This is a genomic window from Curtobacterium flaccumfaciens UCD-AKU (assembly GCF_000349565.1).
GTDB lineage: Bacteria > Actinomycetota > Actinomycetes > Actinomycetales > Microbacteriaceae > Curtobacterium > Curtobacterium poinsettiae.
Genome location: NZ_KB714631.1, coordinates 597,418 through 624,276, shown reverse-complemented (window position 1 = coordinate 624,276; position 26,859 = coordinate 597,418). Strand labels below are relative to the sequence as shown.

At 70.7% G+C, this 26,859-nt stretch carries 26 protein-coding genes and 1 tRNA gene; 8 read left to right on the top strand and 19 right to left on the bottom strand.

The features are described 5' to 3' along the window. Positions 1-27 precede the first annotated feature (27 nt). The 7 genes from H489_RS36455 to otsA all read right to left on the bottom strand — a co-directional run bounded on the left by H489_RS36455 (position 28) and on the right by otsA (position 9,022). On the bottom strand, positions 28-1,218 hold the full coding sequence (locus tag H489_RS36455) for a mannitol-1-phosphate 5-dehydrogenase (RefSeq protein ID WP_017888845.1): 1,191 nt from the start codon (positions 1,216-1,218) through the stop codon (positions 28-30). 209 nt (positions 1,219-1,427) lie between these two features. Then, entirely contained in the window at positions 1,428-2,453 is a 1,026-nt protein-coding gene (ilvC, locus tag H489_RS36450; RefSeq protein ID WP_017888843.1) for a ketol-acid reductoisomerase, read from the bottom strand. Positions 2,454-2,523: 70 nt separating this feature from the next. Next, positions 2,524-3,024 (bottom strand): acetolactate synthase small subunit, encoded by a 501-nt coding sequence (gene ilvN / locus H489_RS36445; protein WP_017888842.1) that lies wholly within the window; start codon positions 3,022-3,024, stop codon positions 2,524-2,526. Then, positions 3,021-4,844 carry an acetolactate synthase large subunit gene (locus H489_RS36440; RefSeq protein ID WP_031260624.1) on the bottom strand — a complete coding sequence of 608 codons (1,824 nt, stop codon included), beginning with the start codon at positions 4,842-4,844 and terminating at the stop codon, positions 3,021-3,023. Before H489_RS36440 ends, ilvN begins: the two co-directional genes overlap by 4 nt. A gap of 45 nt (positions 4,845-4,889) precedes the next feature. Next, positions 4,890-6,584 (bottom strand): dihydroxy-acid dehydratase, encoded by a 1,695-nt coding sequence (gene ilvD / locus H489_RS36435; RefSeq protein WP_017888840.1) that lies wholly within the window; start codon positions 6,582-6,584, stop codon positions 4,890-4,892. A 70-nt stretch (positions 6,585-6,654) separates the two neighbouring features. Beyond that, entirely contained in the window at positions 6,655-7,437 is a 783-nt protein-coding gene (gene otsB / locus H489_RS36430) for a trehalose-phosphatase (RefSeq protein WP_017888839.1), read from the bottom strand. After that, entirely contained in the window at positions 7,430-9,022 is a 1,593-nt protein-coding gene (gene otsA, locus H489_RS36425; RefSeq protein ID WP_017888838.1) for an alpha,alpha-trehalose-phosphate synthase (UDP-forming), read from the bottom strand. The genes otsB and otsA overlap by 8 nt, the downstream gene beginning before the upstream one ends. Positions 9,023-9,283: 261 nt before the next feature. Here otsA and H489_RS36420 point away from each other — a divergent pair, with 261 nt between their 5' ends. After that, entirely contained in the window at positions 9,284-12,058 is a 2,775-nt protein-coding gene (locus H489_RS36420) for a hypothetical protein (RefSeq protein ID WP_152427359.1), read from the top strand. A 114-nt stretch (positions 12,059-12,172) separates the two neighbouring features. Further along, on the top strand, positions 12,173-13,144 hold the full coding sequence (locus H489_RS36415; protein WP_017888836.1) for a magnesium transporter CorA family protein: 972 nt from the start codon (positions 12,173-12,175) through the stop codon (positions 13,142-13,144). 18 nt (positions 13,145-13,162) lie between these two features. Here H489_RS36415 and H489_RS36410 read toward each other — a convergent pair whose 3' ends face one another. Then, positions 13,163-14,314, bottom strand: coding sequence for an SLC13 family permease (locus tag H489_RS36410; protein WP_017888835.1), 1,152 nt, complete (start codon positions 14,312-14,314; stop codon positions 13,163-13,165). Positions 14,315-14,407: 93 nt separating this feature from the next. On the opposite strand from H489_RS36410, the gene H489_RS36405 reads away from it, so the two are divergent. After that, complete coding sequence (locus tag H489_RS36405) at positions 14,408-14,596, top strand: hypothetical protein (RefSeq protein WP_017888834.1); 189 nt, start codon at positions 14,408-14,410, stop codon at positions 14,594-14,596. 182 nt (positions 14,597-14,778) lie between these two features. Here H489_RS36405 and H489_RS36400 read toward each other — a convergent pair whose 3' ends face one another. Continuing rightward, positions 14,779-15,942, bottom strand: coding sequence for a mechanosensitive ion channel family protein (locus H489_RS36400; RefSeq protein WP_017888833.1), 1,164 nt, complete (start codon positions 15,940-15,942; stop codon positions 14,779-14,781). A gap of 138 nt (positions 15,943-16,080) precedes the next feature. Between H489_RS36400 and H489_RS36395 the strand changes: the two genes are divergently transcribed. Together H489_RS36395 and H489_RS36390 are read left to right on the top strand one after the other, a co-directional pair. Then, the gene (locus H489_RS36395) at positions 16,081-17,625 is read left to right on the top strand and encodes an amino acid permease (protein WP_017888832.1); all 1,545 of its coding nucleotides are present in this window, start codon (positions 16,081-16,083) and stop codon (positions 17,623-17,625) included. Between the two features lie 79 nt (positions 17,626-17,704). After that, positions 17,705-18,004, top strand: a complete 300-nt coding sequence (locus tag H489_RS36390) for a hypothetical protein (protein WP_017888831.1) — start codon at positions 17,705-17,707, stop codon at positions 18,002-18,004. Between the two features lie 10 nt (positions 18,005-18,014). Here the strand turns inward: H489_RS36390 and H489_RS0120065 are convergent, their stop codons facing one another. The 7 genes from H489_RS0120065 to H489_RS36360 form a co-directional block, all read right to left on the bottom strand. Continuing rightward, positions 18,015-18,674 carry a PepSY domain-containing protein gene (locus H489_RS0120065; RefSeq protein WP_017888830.1) on the bottom strand — a complete coding sequence of 220 codons (660 nt, stop codon included), beginning with the start codon at positions 18,672-18,674 and terminating at the stop codon, positions 18,015-18,017. Between the two features lie 48 nt (positions 18,675-18,722). Beyond that, positions 18,723-20,108 (bottom strand): sensor histidine kinase, encoded by a 1,386-nt coding sequence (locus tag H489_RS36385; RefSeq protein ID WP_017888829.1) that lies wholly within the window; start codon positions 20,106-20,108, stop codon positions 18,723-18,725. 28 nt (positions 20,109-20,136) lie between these two features. Further along, positions 20,137-20,814: a response regulator transcription factor gene (locus H489_RS36380; RefSeq protein WP_017888828.1), complete on the bottom strand. Its 678-nt coding sequence runs from the start codon at positions 20,812-20,814 to the stop codon at positions 20,137-20,139. 149 nt (positions 20,815-20,963) lie between these two features. After that, complete coding sequence (locus H489_RS36375; RefSeq protein WP_017888827.1) at positions 20,964-21,176, bottom strand: SCO4848 family membrane protein; 213 nt, start codon at positions 21,174-21,176, stop codon at positions 20,964-20,966. A gap of 157 nt (positions 21,177-21,333) precedes the next feature. Further along, entirely contained in the window at positions 21,334-22,260 is a 927-nt protein-coding gene (locus tag H489_RS36370; protein WP_017888826.1) for a hypothetical protein, read from the bottom strand. Then, positions 22,257-22,718, bottom strand: coding sequence for an ImmA/IrrE family metallo-endopeptidase (locus H489_RS36365; protein ID WP_017888825.1), 462 nt, complete (start codon positions 22,716-22,718; stop codon positions 22,257-22,259). Before H489_RS36365 ends, H489_RS36370 begins: the two co-directional genes overlap by 4 nt. Next, positions 22,715-23,155, bottom strand: coding sequence for a hypothetical protein (locus H489_RS36360; protein WP_017888824.1), 441 nt, complete (start codon positions 23,153-23,155; stop codon positions 22,715-22,717). Before H489_RS36360 ends, H489_RS36365 begins: the two co-directional genes overlap by 4 nt. Positions 23,156-23,255: 100 nt before the next feature. Here H489_RS36360 and H489_RS36355 point away from each other — a divergent pair, with 100 nt between their 5' ends. Then, on the top strand, positions 23,256-23,906 hold the full coding sequence (locus H489_RS36355; protein WP_031260621.1) for a YigZ family protein: 651 nt from the start codon (positions 23,256-23,258) through the stop codon (positions 23,904-23,906). Positions 23,907-24,044: 138 nt separating this feature from the next. Here the strand turns inward: H489_RS36355 and H489_RS36350 are convergent. Then, a tRNA-Lys gene (locus tag H489_RS36350) sits at positions 24,045-24,117 on the bottom strand. A 95-nt stretch (positions 24,118-24,212) separates the two neighbouring features. On the opposite strand from H489_RS36350, the gene bcp reads away from it, so the two are divergent. After that, on the top strand, positions 24,213-24,683 hold the full coding sequence (gene bcp, locus H489_RS36345; RefSeq protein ID WP_017888822.1) for a thioredoxin-dependent thiol peroxidase: 471 nt from the start codon (positions 24,213-24,215) through the stop codon (positions 24,681-24,683). Between the two features lie 79 nt (positions 24,684-24,762). Here the strand turns inward: bcp and H489_RS36340 are convergent, their stop codons facing one another. Next, the gene (locus H489_RS36340) at positions 24,763-25,194 is read right to left on the bottom strand and encodes a hypothetical protein (RefSeq protein ID WP_017888821.1); all 432 of its coding nucleotides are present in this window, start codon (positions 25,192-25,194) and stop codon (positions 24,763-24,765) included. A 261-nt stretch (positions 25,195-25,455) separates the two neighbouring features. Between H489_RS36340 and H489_RS36335 the strand changes: the two genes are divergently transcribed. Further along, positions 25,456-25,704 (top strand): WhiB family transcriptional regulator, encoded by a 249-nt coding sequence (locus tag H489_RS36335; protein WP_017888820.1) that lies wholly within the window; start codon positions 25,456-25,458, stop codon positions 25,702-25,704. A gap of 173 nt (positions 25,705-25,877) precedes the next feature. On the opposite strand, the gene H489_RS0120060 is transcribed toward H489_RS36335, so the two are convergent. Next, positions 25,878-26,859 (bottom strand): sensor histidine kinase (locus H489_RS0120060; protein ID WP_031260619.1); only part of this gene is annotated, 982 nt, incomplete at its 5' end.

The following is a 26,859-nucleotide window of genomic DNA, read 5'->3' as shown; positions in this document are numbered from 1 at the left end:
CGGCGAGTGGCGCGGCGGCGGCGTCGGTCAGACGTCGGCAGGCTGCGTCGCGAGCACCCCGGCGACCACGTCACGGACTGCCGGGAAGAGCGGGTGGCTCTCCATCAGGCCCGTGAGGATCTCGGTCAGCGCGTGCGCGGTCGCCCCGGAACGCAGGAGCGCGTGCAGCTCGATCGACTCCGGGTCGTTCTCGTCGTCGAAGGCGAGTGCCGCACGGACGGCCCCGAGCAGGTGCTCGACGGGCAGGCCGCGCTCGGCGAGCTGCGATGCCGGGCCGACGAAGCGTTCACGACGGCCGAGCTTGCGGAGCGGATTGCGTCCGACTCGCGCCGTGGAGTCCGGCAGGTGCGGGTTCGCGATGCGGGACAGGTTCGCGGCGACGTAGCGCGCGTGGTCCTCGGGGTCGAAGCCGTGCTTCGCGATGAGCAGCGCGGTGGTCTCGGCGAGCACGCCGTCGACCTCGGCGCGGACGGCGTCGTCCTCCAGGGCTTCACGGATGAGCCGGATGCCCCGCACGTACCCGTGGTAGGCGGCCGTGGCGTGGGCGGTGTTCACCGTGTAGAGCTTGCGCTCGACGAACGGCTGCAGGTCGTCCACCCAGGTGACGCCCTCGATCGTCGGCGGTTCGGCGTCGGAACCCAGGAACGGGGTGCGCTCGATGACCCACTCGTAGAACGGTTCGAGCACGACGTCGAGGCCACCCGACTGGCCGAGGACGCCGGACTGGTCGGGCACGATGCGGTCGATGGCGCAGTTCGCGAAGACGGCGGCGATGTCGCGGTCTTCGAGGATCGGAGCGCGGCGGATGCTGGCGTGCAGGGAGTCGGTCGCGTTGAACGCGTTCTCGCACGCGACGATCGTGACGTCGCCGTGCTCGAGCGGTCGTGCCGCGAGCCCTTCGGCGATGAGCGGCGCGACGAGCGGGAGCGTGCGGGCCCCCACTGCGGTGGTCACGACGTCGGCCTCGGCGATGGCCCGGACCACGCGCTCGCGGTCGGTCTTGCTGTTCAGGGCACGGAACCCGTAGACGAGGTGCTCGACCGGCATCTCGCCGACCTCGTGCACCACGAAGCGTCCGGCTTCGTTGAGGGCCGAGACCACGCGTTCGTCGACGTCGACGAAGGTGAGCTCGTAGCCGCTCGCCACGAGGAACTGGCCCACGAACCCGCGCCCGATCTTGCCGGCGCCGATGTGGACCGCTCGCTTCGTCACCGCCATCCGACGATCATCCCATGCTGGTCGGGGCGGTCCTGACCGCCGGAGCGCAGCACGGCCGACGAGTGTCGGGAATCGGCCGCGGGGAGCGCGGAGGCATGCCGGTCCGCGGCGTGGGGGCTGGAGAAGAGCTGCTGCATAACGTTCGGGTCACATCGCGAGGCGGCGGTGCAGGGTGCACCGCCGCCTCGTCGTCGAGTGTTCTCGGAAGACTACCGCGCGGCCGAGCCGTCGACGTAGTCACCGTCGTTCTGCTTCCACGCGAAGAGCGCGCGGAGCTCACGGCCGGTGGCCTCGATGGGGTGCCCCTCGCCCTTGGCGCGGAGTGCCTTGAACTCGGGGGCGCCGGCGTCCTGATCGTCGATGAAGCGCTTCGCGAAGGCCCCGTTCTGGATGTCCGCGAGCACCGCCTTCATGTTCTCCTTGACGTCCGGCGAGATCACGCGGGGGCCGGAGACGTAGTCACCGAACTCGGCGGTGTCGGAGATCGACCAGCGCTGCTTGGTGAGGCCGCCCTCCCAGATGAGGTCGACGATGAGCTTGAGCTCGTGCAGGACCTCGAAGTAGGCGATCTGCGGCTGGTAGCCCGCCTCGACCAGGGTCTCGAAGCCGTACTGGATGAGCTGCGAGGTACCACCGCAGAGGACGGCCTGCTCACCGAACAGGTCGGTCTCGGTCTCCTCGGTGAAGGTCGTCTTGATGCCGCCGGAGCGGAGCCCGCCGATGGCCTTGGAGTACGACCACGCGAGGTCCCAGGCGGAACCGGACGCGTCGACCTCGACGGCGACGATGACGGGGACGCCACGGCCGGCCTCGTACTCGCGGCGGACGGTGTGGCCGGGGCCCTTCGGCGCGACGAGCGACACGTCGACGCCTTCGGGGGCCTCGATGTAGCCGAAGCGGATGTTGAAGCCGTGGCCGAAGACGAGCGTCGCGCCCGGCTTGAGGTTCGGGCGGATGTCCTCGGCGTAGACGATGCGCTGGACCTGGTCCGGCGCGAGGATGACGACGACGTCGGCCCAGGCCGTGGCGTCGGCCGGCGTGTGGACCTCGAAGCCCGCCTCTTCGGCCTTCTGCCGGCTCTTCGAGCCCTCCTTGAGGCCGATCTTCACCTCGACGCCCGAGTCACGGAGGTTGAGTGCGTGGGCGTGGCCCTGCGAGCCGTAGCCGATGACCGCGACCTTCTTGCCCTGGATGAGCGTCAGGTCGGCGTCAGCGTCGTACACGATGTCAGTCACGAGGGTGTGTCTCCTTGGTTCTGTGGGAGTGCCGGGCACCGTCGGCGCCCGGGAAGGGTGTGACGGGCGCTCAGCGCACCCGATCGGTGATGCTCTTCGGTCCGCGGCCCATGCCGAGGAGACCCGCACGGGCGAGCTCCTTGACGCCGTAGGGCTCGAGCACGCGGAGGATCGCCTGGATCTTGCCGGGGTCGCCGGTCACCTCGACGATCAGGGAGTCGGTCGCCACGTCGACGACCTGGGCACGGAACAGGTTCACTGCTTCGAGCACCGCCGAACGCGTCTGGTTGTCGACGCGCACCTTCACGAGCATGTGCTCGCGCTGGACCGACTGCGAGAAGTCCAGTTCGACGATCTTGATGACGTTCACCAGCTTGTTGAGCTGCTTCGTCACCTGTTCCAGCGGCAGGTCCTCGACGTCGACGACGACCGTGATCCGGCTGAGGCCGTCCACCTCGGTGTTGCCGACGGCGAGCGACTCGATGTTGAACCCGCGTCGGGCGAACAGTCCCGCGACACGGGTCAGCAGACCGGGCTTGTCCTCGACGAGGAGGGAGAGGACGTGGCTCATGCGGTTTCTCCCGTCATGTCGGCGTCTTCGTCGTCCCAGGTGGGCGCGAGTGCCTGGGCGTACTCGATGGACGAGTTGCTGACGCCCTGCGGGACCATCGGCCAGACCATGGAGTCACGGCTCACGACGAAGTCGATGACCACCGGACGGTCGTTGGTGGCGAGGGCGAGCTCGATCGCGGCGTCGACCTCGTCGGCCTTCTCGACGCGGATGCCGAGGGCACCGTACGCGTCGGCCAGCTTCACGAAGTCCGGCACACGGCGCGAGGCGTGCCCCGTCTCGAGGTCGGTGAACGAGTGCCGGCCGTCGTAGAACAGCGTCTGCCACTGCCGGACCATGCCGAGCGACGAGTTGTTGATGATCGCGACCTTGATCGGGATGTCGTTGATGACGCAGGTCGCGAGTTCCTGGTTCGTCATCTGGAAGCAGCCGTCGCCGTCGATCGCCCAGACCACGCGGTCGGGCTGGGCGACCTTCGCCCCCATCGCCGCGGGGACCGAGTAGCCCATGGTGCCGGCACCGCCGGAGTTGAGCCAGGCGTTGGGCCGCTCGTACTTGATGAACTGCGCGGACCACATCTGGTGCTGCCCGACACCGGAGGCGTACACGGCCTCGGGGCCGGAGAGCTCCCCGATGCGCTTGATGATGCCCTGCGGGGCGAGCAGCCCGTCGGTCGGCTCGGCGTACCCGAGCGGGAAGTCGGTCTTGAGCTGGTGGAGCTTCGCCCACCACTCCTCCGTCGAGGCGCGGTCCTCGACCGCGATGCCACCCCAGGCGTCGAGCAGGTCGACCAGGACCTCGCGGGCATCGCCGACGATCGGGACGTCGGCGAAGCGGATCTTCGAGATCTCGGCGGGGTCGATGTCGACGTGCACGACCTTGGCGTCCGGCGCGAACTCGTCGGCCTTGCCGGTGACACGGTCGTCGAAGCGGGCACCGAGGGCGACGATCAGGTCGCTGTCCTGCAGGCCGAGCACCGCCGGCACCGTGCCGTGCATGCCGGGCATGCCGAGGTGCTGCGGGTGCGAGTCCGGGAACGCGCCGCGCGCCATCAGCGTCGTGACGACCGGCGCACCGGTCGCCTCGGCGAAGCGGAGGAGTTCGGCGGTCGCACCGGAGCGGATGACGCCGCCGCCGACGTAGAGCACCGGACGCTGCGCCTCGGACAGCAGCTGGGCGGCCGCGGTGATCTGCTTGCCGTGCGCCTTGGTGACCGGGCGGTAGCCGGGCAGGTCGAGCTTGGGCGGCCACACGTAGGGCGCGGACTTCTGCTGCGCGTCCTTGGTGATGTCCACCAGCACCGGGCCGGGGCGACCGGTCGTCGCGATGAGGTGCGCCGCGGCGAGGGTCGCCGGCACGTCGGCCGGGTCGGTCACCAGGAACGAGTGCTTCGTGATCGGCATCGTGATGCCGACGATGTCCGCTTCCTGGAAGGCGTCGGTGCCCATCAGCGTCGAGAACACCTGGCCGGTGATCGCGATGAACGGCACCGAGTCCATGTAGGCGTCGGCGATGGCGGTGACGAGGTTCGTCGCGCCGGGACCCGACGTGGCGATGGCGACGCCGACCTTGCCGGACGACGAGGCGTAGCCCTCGGCGGCGTGGCCGGCGCCCTGCTCGTGACGGACGAGGATGTGCCGGATCGTGGTGGACGCCATCAGCTCGTCGTAGAACGGGATGATGGCTCCGCCGGGCAGGCCGAAGACGTCGGTGATCCCGAGGTGCTCGAGCGTCCGGAGGACGGCTCCCGAGCCGGTCAGGATCTCCGGCGACCGGCGTGCACCGGCGGCCGCGGACAACGGAGTTGCTTCCGTGGGCATGAGTGGTCCTTGCCTGAGTGGTGGCGGTGGTGCGGGTGTCGGACGCTAGCCCGTGACCGCGCCCTGGGCAGCGGACTTGACGAGCTTGGCGTACTTCGCGAGGACTCCGCGGGTGTAGCGCGGGGGCAGCGGGGCCCAGCCGTCACGGCGGGCCTCCAGCTCGGCCGGGTCGACCAGTAGGTCGAGCGAACGAGCCGCGATGTCGACACGGATGCGGTCGCCATCACGAACGAAAGCGACTGGACCTGCGTCCACTGCTTCCGGTGCGATGTGGCCGATGCAGAGGCCGGTTGTGCCGCCTGAGAATCGACCGTCGGTCAAGAGTAGTACATCCTTGCCGAGGCCGGCGCCCTTGATGGCCGCCGTGATGGCGAGCATCTCGCGCATGCCTGGGCCGCCCTTGGGGCCCTCGTAGCGGATGACGACGACGTCGCCCTTCTGGATACCTCCCTCGGTCAGGGCGTCCATCGCCGCGCGCTCACGGTCGAACACACGAGCCGGGCCCTCGAAGACCGAGGCGTCGAAGCCCGCGGTCTTCACCACGGCACCCTCGGGTGCGAACGAACCCTGCAGGACGGTCAGGCCACCGGTTTCGTGGATCGGGTTGTCGAGGGTGCGGAAGACCTCGCCGTCGAGTGCCGGCGGGTCGATCTCGGCGAGGTTCTCGGCGACGGTCTTGCCCGTCACGGTCATGCAGTCGCCGTGCAGCAGGCCCGCGTCGAGCAGCGCCTTCATGATCACGGGGATGCCGCCGTTGCGGTCGACGTCGACCATGACGTACTTGCCGAAGGGCTTCATGTCGGCCAGGTGCGGGACCTTCGAGCCGATGCGGTTGAAGTCGTCCAGCGACAGCTCGACCTCGGCCTCGTAGGCGATCGCGAGCAGGTGCAGGATGACGTTGGTGGAACCGCCGAGGGCCATCGCGACGGCGATCGCGTTCTCGAAGGCTTCCTTCGTGAGGATCTGGCGTGCGGTGATGCCGTGCTCGAGCATGTTCACCACGGCCTCGCCGGAGCGGTGCGCGTAGTAGTCACGGCGACGGTCCGCGCTCGGCGGAGCAGCCGAACCCGGCAGCGACATGCCGAGGGCCTCGGCGACCGAGGCCATCGTGTTCGCGGTGTACATGCCACCGCAGGCGCCCTCGCCGGGGACGATGGCGCACTCGATCTTCTTGAGCTCTTCCTCGCTCATGGTGCCGGCCTTGCACGCGCCGACGCCCTCGAAGGAGTCGATGATCGTGACTTCCTTCATCGTGCCGTCGGCCTGCTTCACGTAGCCCGGCATGACCGAACCCGCGTACAGGAAGACGCTCGCCAGGTCGAGGCGTGCGGCGGCCATCAGCATGCCGGGCAGCGACTTGTCGCAGCCCGCGAGCAGGACCGTGCCGTCGAGGCGCTCGGCGTTGACGACGGTCTCGACACTGTCCGCGATGACCTCACGCGAGACGAGGGAGAAGTGCATGCCCTCGTGGCCCATCGAGATGCCGTCGGAGACGGAGATGGTGCCGAACTGCAGCGGGTATCCGCCACCGGAGTGCACGCCCTCCTTCGCACCCTGTGCGAGACGGTCGAGCGACAGGTTGCAGGGCGTGATCTCGTTCCACGAGGACGCGATGCCGATCTGCGGCTTGCTCCAGTCCTCGTCTCCCATACCGACGGCCCGCAGCATGCCACGCGAGGTGGTTGCTTCGATCCCGTCGGTGACGACCCGGCTGCGCGGCTTGACGTCGATATCAGGCATGGGATGAGTCTAGGACGGTTTGGGATACCAGCCGTCCACCCCCGTGCTTTCTCATGCTCGGGGGCCGTTATCAGCGGGTGGCGCGCAGCCTCGCCAGCTGCTTCAGGACCCCGGTCAGTGCCGCCGGGTCGGCGATGCGGTACCCGGCCCGGGTCTCGCCCGGTCCGACCTTCACCCCGACGTCGCCGTCGCCGAGCACGCGGAAGGCGTCCTCGTCGGTGACGTCGTCGCCGGCGAAGAACACCGCGTCGGCGCCGTGCAGGTCGCGGAGCCGGGCGATGGCGTCACCCTTCGTGACGTGCCGCACCGCGAACTCGACGATGTCCTTGCCACCGCGCTCGAGCACCTCGGGGTCGGCCTCGTGCGCAGCACGGCTCGCCGCCGCGTCCGCCTCGGCTGCGACCTCGGCGGAGACACGTCGGGTGTGCACCCCGTGCCCGGCGGGCTTGTGCTCGATGACGACGCCCGGGAACCGTGCCCCGACCTCGTCGAGCGCCGCACCGATCCGTGCGACACGATCGACCTCGTCGTCCGTCAGCGCGGCCTCGTCGTGGCCGTCCACGCGCCACTCGACGCCGTGCGAGCCGACGAGCGCCATGTCCTCGGGCGCGTGGGTCACCTCGGCGAGGCTGCCGAGGGGACGCCCGGACACCAGCACCACCTCGGTGTCCTTCGCGCGGTGCAGGGTCAGCACCGCCGCCCACGAGCCGGGCAGCGCCCCGACCTGCGACGGGTCGTCGGCGAAGGGGGCCAGCGTGCCGTCGAAGTCGAGGGCGACGATGAGTCGCGGCGCAGCCGCGAGCGTCTCGAGGGCCGCGTCGATGGCGGACTGGTCGGTGGTGGTCTCAGTCATCACGTGCCTCCCGGGTGTCCTCGGCAGCCCTGGCGGACTGGGCGTCCTGGTCGAAGATCGACATGTTGTCGGTCTGCGCCTCACGGTGCTGCTCGCGCGGGTCGGCGGCGGACGGGTCGATCTGGGCGTTCCGCGGCGCGTGGCGGTCGAGCGCCTCGAGGAACGAGCGCGACCAGCGCGCAACGTCGTTGTCGCGGACCCGCTTGCGGAGCGCACGCATGCGCGTCGACCGCTCGCGACGCGGCATCTGGATCGCACGTTCGATCGAGTCCTTGAGCGCACCGATGTCGTGCGGGTTGACGATCACGGCCTGCTTGAGTTCGTCGGCTGCCCCGGCGAACTCGGACAGGATCAGCACGCCGTCGTTGTCGAACCGGGCGGCGACGTACTCCTTCGCGACGAGGTTCATGCCGTCCCGCAGCGCCGTGACGAGCATGATGTCGGCGGCCAGGTACAGCGCCACCATCTCCTCGCGCGGGTAGCCGTGGTGCAGGTACGAGATCGGCTGGTGGCCGATGACACCGAGGTCGCCGTTGATGCGGCCGACGCTCAGCTCGATCTCGTCGCGGAGCGCCGCGTACGAGTCGACACGCTCGCGGCTCGGGCTCGCGACCTGGATGAGGGTGGCGTCCTCGACCGCGATGCGGCCGTCCTCCACCAGCTCACCGAAGGCCTTGATGCGGTGCCGGATGCCCTTGGTGTAGTCGAGCCGGTCGACGCCGAGCAGCACCGTCTTGGGGTTGCCGAGGCTCGCGCGGATCTCCCGCGCACGCTCCTGCACCTCGGGCTTGCGGGCGATCGCCTCGAAGCTCTCGGCGTCGATCGAGATCGGGAAGTGCCGTGCCTCGACGTGACGGACCGTGATGCCCTTTCGGCTGCGCGGGGCGGCCGGGTCGTCGACGGGGACGTCGATCGTGGTGCCCTTGGTCGTGTAGCCCTTGATGTGCCGCACCGCGCGCAGGAAGTCGCTGGCGTCGTCGTGACGCTGGAAGCCGATGACGTCGGCGCCGAGCAGCCCGTCGAGGATCTGCGCACGCCACGGCAGCTGTGCGTAGATGCCGACCGGCGGGAACGGGATGTGGTTGAAGAAGCCAATCGTCAGGTCGGGACGCTTCGCCCGGAGCAGGGCCGGCACGAGCTGCAGCTGGTAGTCCTGCACCCAGACGATGCCGTCCTGCTCGACGATCTCGGCGATCTGCTCGGCGAAGCGCTCGTTGACCCGCTTGTACGCGTTCCACCAGTCGCGGTGGTAGCTCGGGTGCTCGATGACGTCGTGGTACAGCGGCCAGAGCGTGTCGTTGCTGAAGCCCTCGTAGTACTCCTCGACGTCGTCGTCGGAGAGCGGCACGGGCACGATGTGGATGCCCTCGTTGTCGAACGGTGCCACCTCGACCTCGGCCTGCCCCACCCAGCCGACCCAGGCTCCGTCGTTCGCGCGCATCACGGGTTCGAGGGCGGTGACGAGGCCGCCGGGCGAGTGCCGCCAGCCCTCGTTGCCGTCCTGGTCGACGACGCGGTCCACCGGGAGACGGTTGGAGGCGACGACGAACGAGTAGCGGGTCTGTTCGGTGCGGTCTGCAGGCATGGGGTGGTGTGATCTCCGTTCCGCCCGGCCGGAGCCGGGTGCGTCGGGTGCGTCGGGTGCGTCGGTGCGTCGGCCGGCGTGGTGTGCCGGGTCCGGCGACCCGGGTCCGGCGTGCTGCGCCGGGTGCGCTGCCGAAGTTACCAGCGTGGGGACAGCACATTCACGGGCGATCGGCGGTTCCGCTACGCTGCAGGCACGTGTCGGGGGGACACGGGTGCTGGAGTGCGGCGCCGGCCTCCCGGTCGGAGAGGACCCCCAGCCGTGAGCGAGAACCCGCCCAACCAGCCCGTCCCGCCGTCGCAGCCCGGCGGCCAGCCCGGCCCCGGCCAGCCGGCTTGGAACGGCCAGCCCGGCCCCGGCCAGCCAGCTTGGAACGGCCAGCCCGCCTGGCAGCAGCAACAGCAGCCTGGAGGCCCGCAACAGTGGCCGGGTCAGCCCGCCCCCGCCGCGCAGCCGTCCGATGCGTTCGGTCGCTTCCTGCGGTCCGTGTCCGGTCGCGACTGGCTGGCGGCCGTCCTCGCCGCCGTCGGCGGCTGGGTCGCGGCCTACGTCGTCGCGGGGCTCTCCCTGCTCATCACCGTCGGGCTGCTCGCGTCCGGCGGCAGCGGTTCGGCCGCTCCGTCCACCGGGTCCGGCACCGACCTCGGCGCGGGTCAGGCCCCCGACGTGGAGTCCCTGCTCTCCGGCGTGAGCGTCCTGCTCGGTGCGCCGGCGCAGCTCGTCGCCCTCGCCGACCTCGGCCGGCTGCACCTGTCCGGGTCGATCGGGTTCCTCGGTTCCGGATCGGGCTCGCTCGCCGTGGTGCCGGCGCTGGTGCTCGCCGCGCAGGTCGTGCTGGCCGTCGTGCTCACCCGGCGGATCCGCAGCCGTGCACTCGGTCGCTCCCAGGTGCTCGTCACCGCGGTGGTCTCCGGTCTGGTGACCACGGTGCTCACGAACGTCGCGGCCGCACTGTTCGCGATCCGGTTCCCGTCGGTGTCCGGTGCGGTCATCGAGCCGGTGCACGCCGTCGGTGTCGGCAGCATCCTCGGGGCGTTCGTCATCGGTGCCCTGGCGGCGCTCCTCGCTCGGCCCTCCGTGCTCGCCGGTCGCAGCGTCTTCGCCGTCCGTCTGCTCGGCACGCTCCGCGTCGCCGCGTCGCAGCTGACGGTCCTCGTCGTGCTGGTCGCCGTCGTCGTCATCGTCGTCGCGCTCATCGCCCAGCCCTCCTACGGCTCCGCACTGCCGCTGTTGCTCGGCAACGTCGCGATCGGGCTCACGGCGCTCGGGTTCTTCGGTGGTGTGGGCACGTCCGGCTTCGGGTCCGCCAGCGACACCGCCTCGGTGTTCGGCGGAGCGGGTGGCTGGACCTGGCTCGTCGTGCTGTTCGTCGTCGTCACCTCGATCATGGCCGGGCTCGCACTCGCCGTCCGCCGCAACGACCGGATGCGCTCGACACTGGACTGGGTCGTCACGCCGCTCGTGTGGTTCGCACTCGGCCTGCTGTTCTTCGTCCTCGGCACCGGGGTCGTCTCGTACCAGGTGAGCAGCACGAGTTCGGTGGACGGGTCCGGGTCGATCGGCATCGCGCCCTGGACGCCGATCGTCTTCGCCCTGTGGGGTGGCGCGATCGAGGTCGTCGCCCGGTACCTGGCCCCGGTGCTCCTGCCCCGTCTCGGCGGTGCCGTGGTGCTCCGCACGTCGCGTGTGGTCGGGGCGGACCCCCGCCCCGTGGTGCCACAGGCGTTCCCGGCCGCAGCCCCCGCCGACACGGGCATGCCCGCTGCCCCGGCGGCTCCCGCCGACCAGACCGTTCCCGGTGCGCCTGCCGCGCCCGGTGTGCCGGATGCTCCCGGTGCATCGGGTGCTCCGGCGGCTGCCGGCGATCCGGCTGCCGCCGCGTGGACCACTCCCCCGGCCGCCGACCAGCAGGCGCCGTACCCGCCGTCCGGGTCCGCCCCGCAGTCCGCGTACGGGTCGCAGCCGCCTTACGGCGCGGGCAACCTGCCGCCCTACGGTGCGCAGCCGCAGTCCGGCGGCCAGCCGGCGTACGGGTCGCAGCCGTTCATCGGCGGCGGCGCCCCGGCCCCCGCCCCGATGTCCCCGCGGGCCAAGAAGATCCTGGTCCGTTCGCTCATCGCCGGAGGTGCCGTGATCGTGGTCGTCGTCGCGGGTGCGGTCACGACGAGCGTCCTCCGCGCCAACGTGTGGGGCCCGGCCCCGACGGTCAAGTCGTACGTGCAGGCCATCGCCAGCGGTGACGCCGACACCGCCGCCGACCTGAGCGACGTGCCGGACGACGCCGCGATGCTCGACACGAAGGTGCTGCGGAGCGCGAAGGACCGTCCGTCCGACATCCACGTCGGGCGGGTCGCCCAGACCGGGGACTCGGCGATCGCCACCCTGAGCTACACGCAGGACGGCAAGAACCGCTCCGGTCAGGTGACGTTGCGCCGGACCGGCACCTCGTTCCTGGTGAAGGACGAGTGGCGTGTCACGCAGCCGCTCGCCCAGCAGGTGACCCTGACGGCGTCCGAAGTGCTCGAGGGTGCACCGGTGACCGTCGGCGGCAAGGAGATCGGGAAGATCAGCGACGGCAAGTTCACGTCCCTCGCCTACCCCGGCAGCTACGAGGTCTCGGTCGGCGGGTCGAAGTACTTCACCGGCGGCACCGAGAAGGTGAGCGTCGGGGCGGTCTCGTCCGGCTACGTCGACTTCGCGCCGAAGGCCACCAAGGCCCTCGAGCAGGACGCCGAGCAGTACGTGTCCGACCTGATCGACGACTGCGCCGAGAAGACCGAGCTCCGCGCCCTGAGCGGCTGCCCCTGGTACGGGCCGTACGACGCCGACGGCGGCGTGCGGTACGACGTCACGTCGATGCCCGAGCTGGAGGTCGAGGCATCACGCTCCGGCACCGTGATGGTGACGAGCACGAAGGACGGGAGCGTCTCGTACGACTACAAGTCCTACCTCGGTGACAAGAAGCGCGGCGAGGACTCGTTCAGCGTGAGCGAGTACCTGAAGGTCGAGGACGGCAAGCTCGTCTCGGCGTACTGAGCAGGAGCCGACTGATCGGCGCAGGCTGAACGGGAGTCGCTGCACCGACTCCCCGGCACCACGACGGCCGACCCGCGATCCTCGCGGGTCGGCCGTCTCAGTAGGCTGACGGACATGGTCAGGACACGGGCGTGGTGCAAGGGCGACACGGTCGAGCGGGACTTCCCCGTCGACCGGATCTCCGACCTCGTCGCCGACCCGGACACCTTCGTGTGGATCGACCACACCGACCCGACGTCGGCCGACCTCGAGCAGATCGAGGAAGAACTCGGGATCCACGCCCTCGCCGTCGAGGACGCCGTCGAGCACGGCCAACGCCCGAAACTCGACCGGTACCGGGACAGCCTGTTCCTGGTCGTCTACGACGTGGGCGGTACGGACGACGCCGGTGACCTGATCACGCACGAGGTCAAGGCGTTCGTGACGGAACGCGCCCTCGTCACGATCCACGGGTCCGACGTCGACACCGCCCGGATGGAACACCGTCTGAGCGCGAACGCCGACATGGCCGGACACGGCGTGCCGTGGCTGGTGTGGGCGCTGCTGGACGCCGTCGTCGACCGGGCCACCGACACCGTCGAGGACCTGGAGCGGCAGATCGATGCGCTCGAGGACGACCTGTTCGAGCCGGGCGATCCCCGTGAGCAGCAGGTCCAGCGACGGTCGTTCCGGCTCCGCAAGACCCTCGGGGTGCTCCGGCGGCTGGTCGTGCCGACGCGGGACAGCGTCGCGTCGTTGCTGCACGGCGACGCGGAGACGATCTCGAACGGCATCCGGCCCTACTTCCGCGACGTCGAGGACCACCTCGTCTCGATCGCCGACTCGGTCGAACAGCTCCGCGACGCCGTGTCGAGCGTGCTGGAGACGACCCTGAACCTGGCATCGAACCGGCAGAACACCGTGATGAAGAAGGTCACGAGCTGGGCGGCGATCATCGCGATCCCGACCGGGGTGACGAGCTTCTTCGGGCAGAACGTCGCGTTCCCGGGCGAGGGCGCCTGGAGCGGACTCTGGGCGTCGCTCGCGATCATCACCGCGTCGTCGCTCGTGCTCTACCGCGTCTTCAAGACCCGCGACTGGCTCTGAGCGACGGCCCCGCCCGCGTCAGAGGGTGAGCGCCAGGACCCCGGCGACGACGGTGAGCGGCGCCACGATGCACCCGAGCGCCATGTACCGGCCCCACGACAGGTGCACACCCTCGGCCGACAGCCGTGCGTGCCACAGCAGCGTCGCGAGCGAGGCCCACGGCGTGATGAGGCAACCGGCGTTCACACCGATCAGCAGTGCCGCGTACCGCAGGGCCTCGTGCCCGGCAGCTGGTTCGAGCACCAGGTACGCCGGCAGGTTGTCGATGCCGTTGGCCGCCACCGCGCCGGCACCACCGAGCAGCAGCAGCGGCCCCGTTCCGGTTCCACCCTGCAGCGCGTGCACGATCGGGTCGGTGATGCCGGTCGTGTGCAGCGCCTCGACCACCACGAAGAGCCCGGCGGCGAACACCAGGGTGGACCACGGCACGCGGGACACCCGGAGCTCGGACGGCGACCGGAACGCCGCGACCACGACGAGCACCACGGCGGCCAGGACCGCGGCGATCCACACGGTCACCCCGGCGGTCAGGGCGACGACGAGCGCGACGAGCACGGCGGAGGCAGCCCAGAAGGACACCGGGTCGCTCGGCTTGCGGACGGACACCGGTGTGTAGCGGCCGAAGAGCTTGCCCCGGAACACCACCAGCAGGACGACGCACGGCACGACCACACCGGCGACCGCGGGCCAGGCCATCAGCCCGGCGAACGCCAGCGGGCCGTCGCGCCCCATCCGGTCGACGGCGAGCAGGTTGGTCAGGTTGGACACCGGCAGCAGCAGCGACGCGGTGTTCGCGAGCCAGACCGTGGTCAGCGCGAACGGCATCGGGGGCAGACCCACGCGCCGTGCGAGCGAGATCACGATGGGGGTGAGGAGCACCGCGGTGGTGTCGATCGACAGGAAGACGGTGCAGAGGACGGCGAGCACGACGACCGCGCCCCAGAGGCCGATGGTGCGCCCGCCACCGACCCGGGCGGCGACGTCGGCGAGGCGGTCGAAGACCCCGGCGTCCGCAGCGAGCTCGGCGACGATCGTCAGCCCGAGCACGAACCCGAGGACCGGCAGGACCCGGTCCGCGAGCACGGCGAGGTCGTCGAGGGGCAGCAACCCGAACACGACGCAGACCGCGCCGACCACGAGCAGGGCCGCTCCGATGACCGCTTGACGCACGAACGCTCCTTCACCCGGTGCCGCGGCCGGGTGACCGGCGGCGCTCCAATGTACGGGCCGGTAGCGTTGTCAGCACGACGACAGGAGGCCTCTGTGCGCAAGTTCATGTTCAACGGTGCGGTGTGGAGTTCGCTCATCAGCGGCTACAGCGTGCTGCAGACCACCCGACAAGGACCGCGTGACTGGCGGCTCGCGCTGACCTGGGTCGCGTGGATCGCCACCACGATCGTGGCCATCGGCACGGTCGTCGAGGACGACCGCGCCGTCAAGGCCCTCCAGTAGGTCGGAAGGCCGAAGGGGCCGCGGTCGCGGCCCGCTGGCGGACGGACGGGCGCCCCGCTCATCGGCGACGCGAAGCGTTGCGCGGGGCGCGCCGACCGAGCCTGCGAGGGAGGCGTGCCAGCTGGCACCGGGCCTCCCGTCCGTCTTCCGTGCCGTCCACGGCAACCGGTGCCGCAACCGGGTCAGCGCTCGGAATCCGGGATGCCGGAGGTCTGGATCGGTCCGGTGAAGAGCGCTCCGCGCTCGTCGTCGCCGAACAGCTGCGAGTCGCCCTCGGTCGCGCGACCGCTTCCACGTCGGCGGGGCGCCGTCGGCTCGGTGAGCTGTACCCGCTGCACCGGCAGGGCGTCGGGGTGGGTGCGCTGGATCCACTCGACCATCTCCTCGCGGACGTAGCAGCGCAGGTCGAACAGGCCGCCGGCGTCCGGCGCCGTCACGAGGATGCGGACGCGGACCAGTCCCCCGACCGCGTCGGTGACCTGGAGCACCTTGACCCGGCGGTCCCAGATCGTCGACGTCTCGAGGATCCGGTCGAGCTCGGCGCGCATGTCGGCCGGGCTCACCCGCCAGTCGAGGTCGAACTCGACGGCGCCGAGGAGCTCGCTGCCGGTCCGCGTCCAGTTCTCGAACGGGGTGCTCGTGAAGTACGTCGACGGCAGCACGAACCGCCGGTCGTCCCACAGGTGCACGACGACGTAGGTCAGCGTGATCTCCTCGATCCGCCCCCACTGCTGCTCGACCACGACGACGTCGTCCACCCGGATCGACCCGGAGAAGGCGAGCTGCATGCCGGCGAACACGTTGCCGAGTGTGGACTGCGCGGCGAGGCCCGCGACGACGGAGATGAGGCCGGCGCTGGCGAGCACGCTCGCGCCCGCCGCCTCGACCCCGTCGAAGGTCAGCAGGATCGCTCCGACGGCGATGATGACGAGCAGGGCGACCGTGAGCCGACGGATGATGAGCACCTGGGTGCGGATGCGGCGCGCCTGCCGGTTGTCGGGCACGTCGATGCGGAAGCGGTGCAGCCCGAGGTCCTCGAGGAAGATCGCGACGTGGCACGCGAGCCAGCAGCCGACCGCGATCGTGACGATGAGGAAGCCGTGCACGACCTCGTCCCGCCACGGGTAGGCGTCGGCGTTCCGCGGGATGCTCGAGGTGAACGCGATCCAGAGCAGCACCACCAGCAGCACGGTCCGGAACGGGTGCTTCGTCCGGCGAGAGAGCACGCCGGCCCAGCGTTCCCGGCGCGCGACCGCCCGCAGGACCAGGTGCAGGACGAGGGCGACGACGGCGGTGACGAGCAGGGCGAACCCGGTCGCGACGAGCAGTCGGAGGAGGATGTCCATCCCTCCATGCAAGCAACGGACGACGGCCGTCGTTCAGGTTCGGGCCGCCGTCGGCTGTGCGGACGTTCAGCAGCTTCCGTTCGTCGGAACGGGGGTTTGCGTGACGGCCCGGTCCGGAGCGCATGTAGGTTGTCGCGCATGACAGCGCAGAACGACACGGGTGTGAACCGAGCGCCGGCGAACGACTTCTCGCACGAGCAGGAGGGCTACCAGCACGGTCTGAAGCCCCGGCAACTGCAGATGATCGCGATCGGCGGCGCGATCGGAACCGGGCTCTTCCTGGGTGCCGGCGCACGACTGCACACCGCGGGCCCCGCGCTCGCGCTGACGTACCTGGTCGCCGGCGTCTTCGCCTTCTTCATCCTGCGTGCACTCGGCGAGCTCGTGCTGCACCGGCCGTCCTCGGGGTCCTTCATCTCGTACGCCCGAGAGTTCTACGGCGAGAAGTTCGCGTACGCGGCCGGCTGGATGTACTTCCTGAACTGGGCGATGACCTCCATCGTCGACACCACCGCCGTCGCGATCTACCTGCAGTACTGGTCCGCCTTCACCGCGGCGCCGCAGTGGCTGCTCGCACTGATCGCCCTGATCGTCGTCCTCGCGGCGAACATGGTCGCCGTGAAGGTGTTCGGCGAGCTCGAGTTCTGGTTCGCCCTGATCAAGGTGGCCGCGCTGGTGGCGTTCCTGGTCGTCGCGATCGTCTGGCTCGTCTTCGCGTTCCCCGTCGAGGCCGGTGGCGAGGCCGTCCGGACCGGGTTCACGATCTGGGGTGACAACGGCGGGCTGTTCCCGAAGGGGCTGCTCCCCGCGGTGATCGTGATCCAGGGCGTCGTCTTCGCCTACGCCGCGATCGAACTCGTCGGCACGGCATCGGGTGAGACGCAGAACGCCGAGAAGGTCATCCCGCGTGCGATCAACTCCGTCGTCTTCCGCATCGCGGTGTTCTACGTCGGGTCGATCGTCCTGCTCTCCCTGCTGCTGCCGTACACCTCGTACAAGGACGGCGAGAGCCCGTTCGTGACGTTCTTCTCGTCGCTCGGCAACCCGCACGTCGGCGCGATCGTCGGCGGCATCATGAACTTCGTCGTGCTCACCGCCGCGTTGTCGTCGCTGAACGCGGGCCTGTACTCGACCGGCCGGGCGCTGCACTCGATGGGCATGAACGGGTCCGCGCCGAAGTGGACCACGAAGATGTCGAAGGGCGGTGTGCCGTACGCCGGCATCCTGCTCACGGCGGCCTTCACCGTCGCGGGTGTCGTGCTCAACTACTTCGTCCCGAAGCAGGCGTTCGAGATCGCGCTGAACATCGCCAGTCTCGGCATCATCACCGCGTGGGGCACGATCATCCTGTGCCAGATGCGGCTGCGCCAGTGGGCCAAGCAGGGTCTGGCGAAGGAACCCTCGTTCAAGCTGCCCGGCGCTCCGGTCACCGCCTGGCTGACCCTGGCGTTCCTCGCCTCGGTCATCGTCCTGATGGCGATCGACTACCCGGTCGGCACGTACACGATCGCGTCCCTCGTGGTCATCATCCCGCTGCTCATCGTCGGCTGGTTCCTGCAGCGCGACCGCATCCTGCGCATCGCCGCCCTGCGCGAGGGCGTCACGGGTCCGTACCCGATCGGCGTCCGCAACCCGGCTGCCCAGGTCCGCCGTGACGACGACCGGAACGGAGACGGGGTCTAGCACGCCCCGGTTGTCCCCGGAACGCAAGGCCGCACCGCGCGATCACGAACGGTCCGGCACCCGTCGCTACCATCAGCGGGTGCCGGACCGTTCTGTTTCCCCCACCCTCGACCTGCAGCTCAGCTGGCGGGGTGCGTTCGGACGCCTCCGGGTGTTCGCGGACCGGCTCGAGGCCGAGACCGACTACCAGCGCGAGGCACGCACGGTGGTGCCGATGGACGCCGTGCAGGGGTGGCGCCTCGGGCCGTGCGACGAGGACGCGGTCTGCGTCGAGTTCGTCGCGGAGCAGGAGACCTACCGGGTGCTGCTCGACACCCCGGACGAGCATCTCGCTGCGCTGGCGATCCGGAAGGTGCTCGGGCCCCCGCTGGAGTCCTGAGGACGCAGGGTCAGTCGTCGGTGTCGACGCGGTCGGTGACGACGTCACCGGAGCCGGCGTCGATGCGCACGCTGTGCTTCGTGCCGGACGAGTCGAGCACGTCGCCCTCCCAGACCACCGTGCCGACGTGGTCGTCGAGCCCGAGCTCGGTGACGGTCCCGGCGTGCAGGTCCTGGAAGGCGTCGACGGCCTGCTTGACGCTCAGGTCGGCGGCTGTGACGAAGCGCTCGTGCTCGGCCGTGTCGTCCGCGTCGCCGGCTTCGGTCTGCGGGGTGCCGGCGACCGAGGTGCCGTCGGCGTTCGTGTGCACCTCGTGCTCGGTGCCGTCCTTCGTCACGACGAGGACCTCGTAGGCGGAGGCGCCCTGCTCCTGCTCGACCGAGATGACGGTGCCCGAGCCGACCTCGCCGCGTGCGGTGGCGACCGCTGCGAGCAGGGCCTTGTTCGAGCCGACCGCCGCCGCGCCGGGCGAGGACGAGCCGGTGCCGCTGCCGCTGCCGGCGGAGTCCGTGGCCGACGAGCCGACCGAGCCGGAGCCGGCCGAGCCCGTGTCGTCGTCGGAGTCGTCGCTGGCGCAACCGGTGAGGGCGAGAGCCGCCACGATCGGCAGGGCGGCGAACGCGGCGACGCGGCGGGCGGACGGCTTCTGGTGCTGGGTGCGGAAGTTCATGTGACGAGCATCTCGTCGGGGTGCTGAAGCAGGCCTGAAGCGACCTGTTCAGCCGCCGAGTGCGATGCGGACGACGAACCGGGCGCCGCCGAGTGGTGACGCGACGACGGTCGCGTCACCACCGTGCGCACGGACGGCGTCCCGCACGATGGCGAGTCCGAGGCCCGCGCCGCCCGCATCGCGGCTGCGGGCCTCGTCGAGACGGACGAACCGCTCGAAGACGCGTTCCCGCTCGCCCTCGGGCACGCCGGCGCCGTCGTCGTCCACCGTGAGCACCGCCGACCCGTCGTGCTCGGTGAGCGAGACTGCGACGCGGGTGCTCGCGTGCCGGACGGCGTTGTCGACGAGGTTCCGGACCACTCCGGCCAGCACGCGCTCGTCGCCGAGGACCCGCGCCGCCGAGATCGCCGAGCCGTCCACCCAGACCGCGCGCACGGCGCCGTCCGGTCCGGACCAGGCCCCGGCCTCTGCCCCGGTCGTGGCCCGTGCTCGTGCGCGGGCCACGGCGTCGAGGGCGAGGTCGTCGAGGTCGACGGGGCGCCGTGCCCGGATCCCGCCCTCGTCGAGGCGGGAGAGCTCGAGGAGCCCGGCGACGAGGTCCTGCAGGCGCACCGCCTCGGACCTGACGACGTCGGCGAGGTCGGCCACGTCGGAGCGTTCCGGGTGGGCGACGGCGACCTCGGCGTGCTGCCGGATCGACGCGATCGGTGACCGGAGCTCGTGGGAGGCGTCGGAGACGAACCGCCGCTGGCTCTCCGCGGACCGGTCGAGGCGGTCGAGCATCGCGTTCATCGTCGTCGCGAGCCGCGCGACCTCGTCACCGGTGTCCGGCACCTCGACCCGAGCGTCCGGGTGGGCGGCACGGATCGTCTCGACCTCGGTGCGCATCCGCTCCACGGGCCGCAGCGACCGCCCGGTGACGGCCCAGGTGACCGCCACCAGCAGCAGCACGAGCACGGGCACCCCGACCGCGAGGAGCGCGACGGCGGTGCGGACCGCGGTGTCGGCCTGGTCGAGCGAGGCGCCGTAGACGAGCGTCGCCTCGCCGCCGCCCGGCAGGTCCACGTCGTCCGCGACGAGCAGCCACCGTTCACCGTCGTGGGACCACCGGGACTCGTCGGCGGTGGGCAGGGCGTCGCCGTCCGCGTCCTCGCCGTGCGCCAGGACCGCTCCGCCGTCGCCGATCACCTGCACCAGGACGTCCTCGTAGTCGGTGACCGCGGACGCGCCGTCCGCCTCGACCCGGGAGGACACCTGCTCGAGCCCGGCCTCGGCCGAGGTGCGCACGCCGTCGAGCAGCACGAGCCGCAGCACGACGACGAACGCCACCGCGCCGATGACCAGGGCCGCGAGCACGACGAGCCCCGCGCCGAGGGTGGTCCGGGCGCGGACCGATCGGAAGCGCCGTGGTCGGGTCGGCGCGGCCCCGCTCACGCCGGGACGCGGGCCCGGGCTCGACCCGTCAGCCACCGTCGGCCGCCAACCGGTACCCGGCGCCGCGGACCGTCTCGATCGCGGCACGCCCGAAGGGCCGGTCGAGCTTTCGACGGAGGTGCCCGACGTACACCTCGACGATGTTCGGGTCCCCCTCGAAGTCGACGTCCCAGACGTTCTCGATGACGTCCCGCTTCGACCGCACCTGCCCCGGGTGCCGTGCGAGGTACTCGAGCACGGCGAACTCGCGGCTGGTCAGCTCGACCTGGGTCCCGCCCCGGGCCACGGTGCGCGCCGCGGGGTCGACCACCAGGTCGCCGAGCGTCAGCACCGTGGGGCGCTCCCGTGCGCCGCGGCGGACGAGCGCCCGGAGCCGGGCGACGAGCACCGGGTGCGAGAACGGCTTCGTGACGTAGTCGTCGGCCCCCGCGTCGAGTGCCTCGACCTGGTCCCACTCGCCGTCCTTCGCGGTCAGCATCAGCACGGGGGTCCAGTCACCGTCGGCACGGAGCTGGGCGCACACGGCCCAGCCGCTCAGGCCGGGCATCATCAGGTCGAGCACGATCGCGTCGTAGCGGAACTCCCGCGCGTGCCACAGGCCGTCCACGCCGTCGTTCGCGACGTCGACCGCCCACCCCTCGGCCTCGAGCCCGCGGCGCACCCCATCGGCGAGCCGGACCTCGTCGTCGACCACCAGCACACGCATGGCACCGATCCTGCCGTGCCCCGCTGAAGCAGGGCTGAAGCGGCCCGCGATCGTGGCCAGGGGCGGACGGGAGGCCCGTGGCGGCACCGCCACGCGCCTCCTGTCCGGCGGTGGTCCGGACCAGGGCCGCGCAGCCCGCCTGCGCGGGCTCAGACCAGCAGCAGGATCCCCGCGATGACGGAGGCGACGGCGATGGCGAGCGCGACGAGCAGGAGCACGAGGTGCACCGTGTAGAACGTCGTCGGCTTGCCGGCGGCGTCACGGGCACGCGTGTCCTTCGCGACGCGCTGGAAGAAGCGCGGCCAGGTGATGACGTTGAACACGGCACCGAGGAACAGGACGACTGCGGCGAAGACGAGCACGGTCCGATCCTAGACAACCCACGACCGGGACGAGACCGGGCGGGTGGTGCTCGGCCGCCCCCAACGCGGCCGAGTCCCGACCCGGCGAGGCCACAGGATCTGTAGCACTTGCTACAGACTGTACACGGCATGCCCCACAGCGTCGAGCACCGAACGGCTACGCGGTCTCGAGGGCTGCCTCGGCATCGGCGAGGACGGCACGCTCCGACTCGGTCAGGGACGCCCGTGCACCGCGGACCCCGTCGTTGATCTCGACGATGCGGCGGCTGAGGAGCGTCGCGGGGTCGTCGGTCGGCGGGTAGGCGTTGTCCACCCCGAGCCGCTCGTGCAGGGGCGCCAGACGCTGCAGCGCTGCGTCCACCCTGCGGGCACGGCGTCGGCGCGAGATCCGGTGCCCGAACACGAGCAGGAGCATCCCGGACGCCACGCACAGCACCGCTCCCGGGGTGGTGACGTCGTAGGGCAGCGAGAGCGCGTGCGTGACCTGCAGGTCGCCGGCGACGTGGGCGACGTCCATCACGACGACCACGACCATGCGGACCACCCCGAGCACGCCGCCGAGGATCAGGACCCACAACCCCACCAGGTCCGTGGTCGTCCGGGCCTCACGCAGGCGCAGCACGCAGATGAACCCCGTCGCGCCGAGTGCCACACCGAGGTAGACGGTCTGCGCGATCGAGTAGACCGTGGCCGCCGGGTGCGAACCGGCGTCGAGCATGAAGGTCGTCGTGGTCGCGGGCTTGTCGAGCACGGTGAACGCGACGAGGACCACCACGACCACCACCACGAAGGACACCAGGACCGCGTTCCGGAGCCAGGGTCGTGCCGCCCCGACCGCCTTCGCCACGCCCCACAGCAGCGTGCTCGTGCCGGCCACCATGAGGCAGTCGCTGATCACGGTCACGACGTTGAACCCACCGAGCCGCGGATCGAGCCAGCGGTACAGCGGGTCGACGTTCGTGACGATGGTGGCGGCGAAGAGCAGGAACGTGAACGCGAGGGTGCGGTCCTGCCCGCGCTGCAGGACCAGCAGCACGATCGTCCCGACGAGGAGCAGCACCGCCTGGACGACGGCGATGATCACCCGAAGACCCCGCGGAAGGCACTCGGGCGGCCGCGGTGCTGGCGGATCACGGTGGCCAGGCGGTCGGCGAAGACCTCGGCCTCGTGCTCGTACGTGTTCGAGAACAGCCCACGGGCCAGCGCCCGTTCGACCTTGTACTCGGGCAGGTCGGGGATGACGTCGCGGATGTACGCGCTCTGCGGGGCGTGTTCCTGGTGCCGGTGCAGGACGTGGCCGAGCTCGTGGCCGATGACGAACGACCGGAAGGTCGGCGACGCGGTCGGCGAGATCATCACGAGGTGCGCGTGCTCGAGTGTGACCACGAAGCCGCAGACGGGCTCGGCGGCCAGGAACGACTCCTCGCGCACCACGATCGGCTTGCCGACGACGTCGGCCGCGGCAGCGACGGCCTGGTCGACGTCCGACCAGCCCTCTGCCGCACCACGAGCCCAGAACGCATCGACGAGCGCGTCGGTCATGCGACGCTCCCCCGCTGCGATTCCTCCTCGAGCACCTCGGCGATGCGTCGGAGCGCGTCGGGCGACAGTTCGCCGGGGAAGGTCCGCGCCGCGAAGCCGCTCACGCGGGCGGACCGCAGGGACCGGACGAGGGCGAGCTGGGCGCCGATGCGTTCCGGTACCTCGCTGTCCTCGAGCAGGAAGCGTTCGTCGACCTCGAAGAACCCGGCCAGCAGGCGCAGGAGCTCGGTGTCGCGGTTGCGGCGGCCGTCGCCGGAGAGCATGTAGGTCCACTTGGCCCGGGACAGGGACCCGCCGTGGGCCGCGACGTATTCTTCGATCGAGGCGAACGGCACGGGGGCACCGCGCTGGGACTCCTCGAAGTCGAGGAGCAGGTTGAGGCGGCGCGCGAGCTCGGCGGCGTCGAGCGCCCCGCCCTTCAGATCACCCGTGTCCATCTCGGACTCCTCCCCAGCCGTGTCCGCGCGGGGTGTCGGTCCGGCGCGTGGACGCCATGCTAGCGCGGACACCCGACACCGCGCCGTTACCCTCGTGGGCATGCCCCGCCGCTTCCCCGCCACCGTCGCGGCACGCATCGAGCACGAGATCGTCATCACGAAGTCGCGCTTCATCACCACCGTGGCGCCCGTGTCCGGCGTCGAGGACGCCGACCGCGTGATCGCCGAGGTCCGCCGACGGTACTGGGACGCCCGGCACAACTGCACGGCGATGGTCACGGGCGTGCTCGGTGACCAGGCCCGCTCCTCGGACGACGGGGAACCCTCGGGCACGGCCGGCGTCCCGATGCTCGAGGTCCTGCGCCGCCGCGACCTGACCGACGTCGTCGTGGTCGTCACGCGCTACTTCGGCGGGGTGAAGCTCGGCGCGGGCGGGCTCGTCCGGGCCTACTCGACCTCGGTCTCCGAAGCGCTCGACACCGCCGTGCCCGTTCGTCGCGAGGCCCTGACGCAGGTGCGCTTCGACGTCGACCACGCCGATGCCGGGCGGCTCGACAACGTGCTGCGCGACTGGGTCCGGCACCACCACGCGACGCTCGGCCCGACCGAGTACGGGCAGGCGGCGACCTTCGAGGTGTGGGTCCCCCACGACGCGCTCGGGGCGCTGACCGCCGACCTCGCCGCGGCGTCGGCCGGCGCGCTCGAACCCGTCGTCGGCGAGGAACGGATCGTTAACGTCCCCACCGGCTGACGTCCGGTCCGACCGAAGCCCGGTCCGGACTGACTTCTGCGCTCCGGCGCACCTCGGGCGTGTCCAGGTGCCGGAGCGCGAAGACCCCTGGAACGCACGAACGCCCCGACTCGATGAGCCGGGGCGTTCGTCCTGCGGTGCACCCCCTCGGACTTGAACCGAGAACCCACTGATTAAGAGTCAGTTGCTCTGCCAATTGAGCTAGAGGTGCATGTTCCGGCTTCCGTGCCGCAACGGGAATCAACAATAGCATGGGTTTCGCGCGCCCACGACCACTCGCGGGCGCACGACGCGAACAGGAGCACCATGACCGACCGTCTCGTCCCCGGCGACACCGCCCCCGACTTCACGCTGCCCGACCAGGACGGCGTCCAGCACTCCCTGGCCGCCCTGCGCGGCAAGAAGGTCATCGTGTACTTCTACCCGGCGGCCTCCACCCCGGGCTGCACCACCGAGGCCTGTGACTTCCGCGACAACATGTCCTCGCTGCAGGCCGCCGGCTACGAGGTGCTCGGCGTCTCGAAGGACGACCAGGCGAAGCTCAAGACGTTCCAGCACGAGCAGGCGCTGACCTTCCCGCTGCTGAGCGACCCCGACCTCGCCGTGCACAAGGCGTACGCAGCCTGGGGCGAGAAGAACAACTACGGCAAGATCGTCACCGGCACGATCCGCTCCACGATCGTGGTCGGCGAGGACGGCGCCGTGCAGCTGCCGCTCTACAACGTCAAGGCCACCGGGCACGTGGCGAGCCTGCGGAAGAAGCTCGGCCTGGTCTGAGAGCCGGCCACGCACCGGAGGCCCGGTGCCGGTTCCGAGAACCGGCACCGGGCCTCCTGTGTGTGGCGGACCAGACCGTCTACTCGACCGGGCGCGCGAGCGCGGCCGTCACCGACCGCGACAGCACCAGCGTGATGCCGAGCAGGGCCGGGATGAGCAGCACCCAGCCGACCGCGGCGACCCGGAAGACGCCCTGGAACGCCCCGATCGCGATGGCGCCCTGCAGGACCTGCCAGACGATGATGCCCGAGCGCACCCACGACCGGCCGTGCCACAGGCCGTTCAGCAGCGCACCGAGCCAGAGCGCAGCGATGGCGACGAGGACGGTGAGGGCGATGCCCGACGCGATGCTCGTGGCCGGCGCGACGAGCAGTTCGACGACCAGCACGACGGTCACGACCACCAGTGCGAGGAACTCGAGGCCGACCACGACGAGCAACCCCAGCATCGCCGGCGACCGGCGCGCGACGGGGGCGGAGGGTTCGGTGTCGTTCGGGGTGTCGTCGTGCACAGTGATCCTCCAGCATCGGAACCCTTGATTTGGCCCTACCAGTATGGAACGATATTGGAGGTCGTTTGGACGGCACGATGTGGTGTGCGTCTCCCGTGGTTCATCGCTCCTCCCCCGAGCGTCTCGCGGGCGTCAGATTCGCTTCATGCGGACTCCTCCCCACAGTTGTCCCCTCCATGCCGCATGCATGGTCAGCGTTCCGATCCCCCGAACCACGGCCCCGGCCTGCCGTTCGAGCATCGACATCAAGGAGCACCACACATGGACTGGCGTGACAAGGCTGCCTGCCTCACCGCAGACCCCGAGCTCTTCTTCCCCGTCGGGAACACCGGGCCCGCCGTCGACCAGATCGAGAAGGCCAAGTCGGTCTGTGCGCGTTGCACGGTCACCGAGATGTGCCTGCAGTACGCACTCGAGAACAACCAGGACTCGGGTGTCTGGGGTGGTCTCAGCGAGGACGAGCGTCGTGCGCTGAAGCGTCGCGCCGCTCGCGCCCGCCGCGCGTCCTGACCCCGGTCGTCTGACACCACGACGCCCGTCGTCCCTTCGGGGACGGCGGGCGTCGTCGTGCGCGCGGGGATCGGCATGCGCGAGGGTCGTCATGCACAACACCGGTGTTCACGCATCGAACACCGGGACACGGGTGTTCGACCGGTGAACACCGGTGTTGTGCGGCGCTCGGACTAGGCGGCGGGGGCGGTCAGCCAGCGGAACGGGATGCTGATCGTCACCTCGGTGCCGCTGCCCGTCAGCGTGTGCCAGTCGATGGTGCCGCCGAGCTCGCCCTGGATGAGCGTGCGGACGATCTGCGTCCCGAGGCCCGACCCGACCTTGCCCTCGGGGAGCCCGACGCCGTTGTCGCGGACCTCGATCTCCAGGTGGTCGTCGAAACGGCGGGCGACGATCTCGACCTCACCGTCGCGGCCGTCCAGCCCGTGCTCGACGGCGTTCGTCACGAGTTCGGTGAGGCCGAGGGCGAGCGGCGTCGCGGCCTCGGAGGGCAGCACCCCGAACTCACCGGTCTTCTTCGGGTGCACGGTCGTGTTGTGCGACGCGGCGACCTCGGTGACCAACTTGAGGACCGAGTCGAACACCTCGTCGAAGTCCACCGTCTGGCTGAGGCCGCTCGACAGCGTGTCGTGCACGACGGCGATGGCGGCGACACGGCGCATGGCGTTCTGCAGCGAGGTCCGCGCTTCGTCCGAGTGTGTGCGTCGTGCCTGGATCCGCAGCAGGGAGGCGACGGTCTGCAGGTTGTTCTTCACGCGGTGGTGGATCTCGCGGATCGTGGCGTCCTTGGTGATGAGCTCGCGCTCCTGGTGCCGCAGCTCGGACACGTCGCGGCAGAGCACGATGGCGCCGATGCGCTCACCGTGGTCGCGGAGCGGGATCGAGCGGAGCGACACCGTGACGCCCTTCGACTCGATGTCGGCCCGCCACGGCGCCCGGCCGGTGACCACGAGCGGCAGGGACTCGTCGACGTCGAGCTGGGCGCCGATGAGCTCGGTGGTGACCTCGGCGAGGGACTTCCGCTCGAGTTCCCCCTCGAAGCCCATCCGGTTGAAGGCGCTCAGGCCGTTCGGGCTCGCGAACGTCACGGTGCCGGCGGTGTCCAGGCGCAGCAGGCCGTCGCTGGCGCGGGGCGCCCCACGGCGGGGGCCCGCC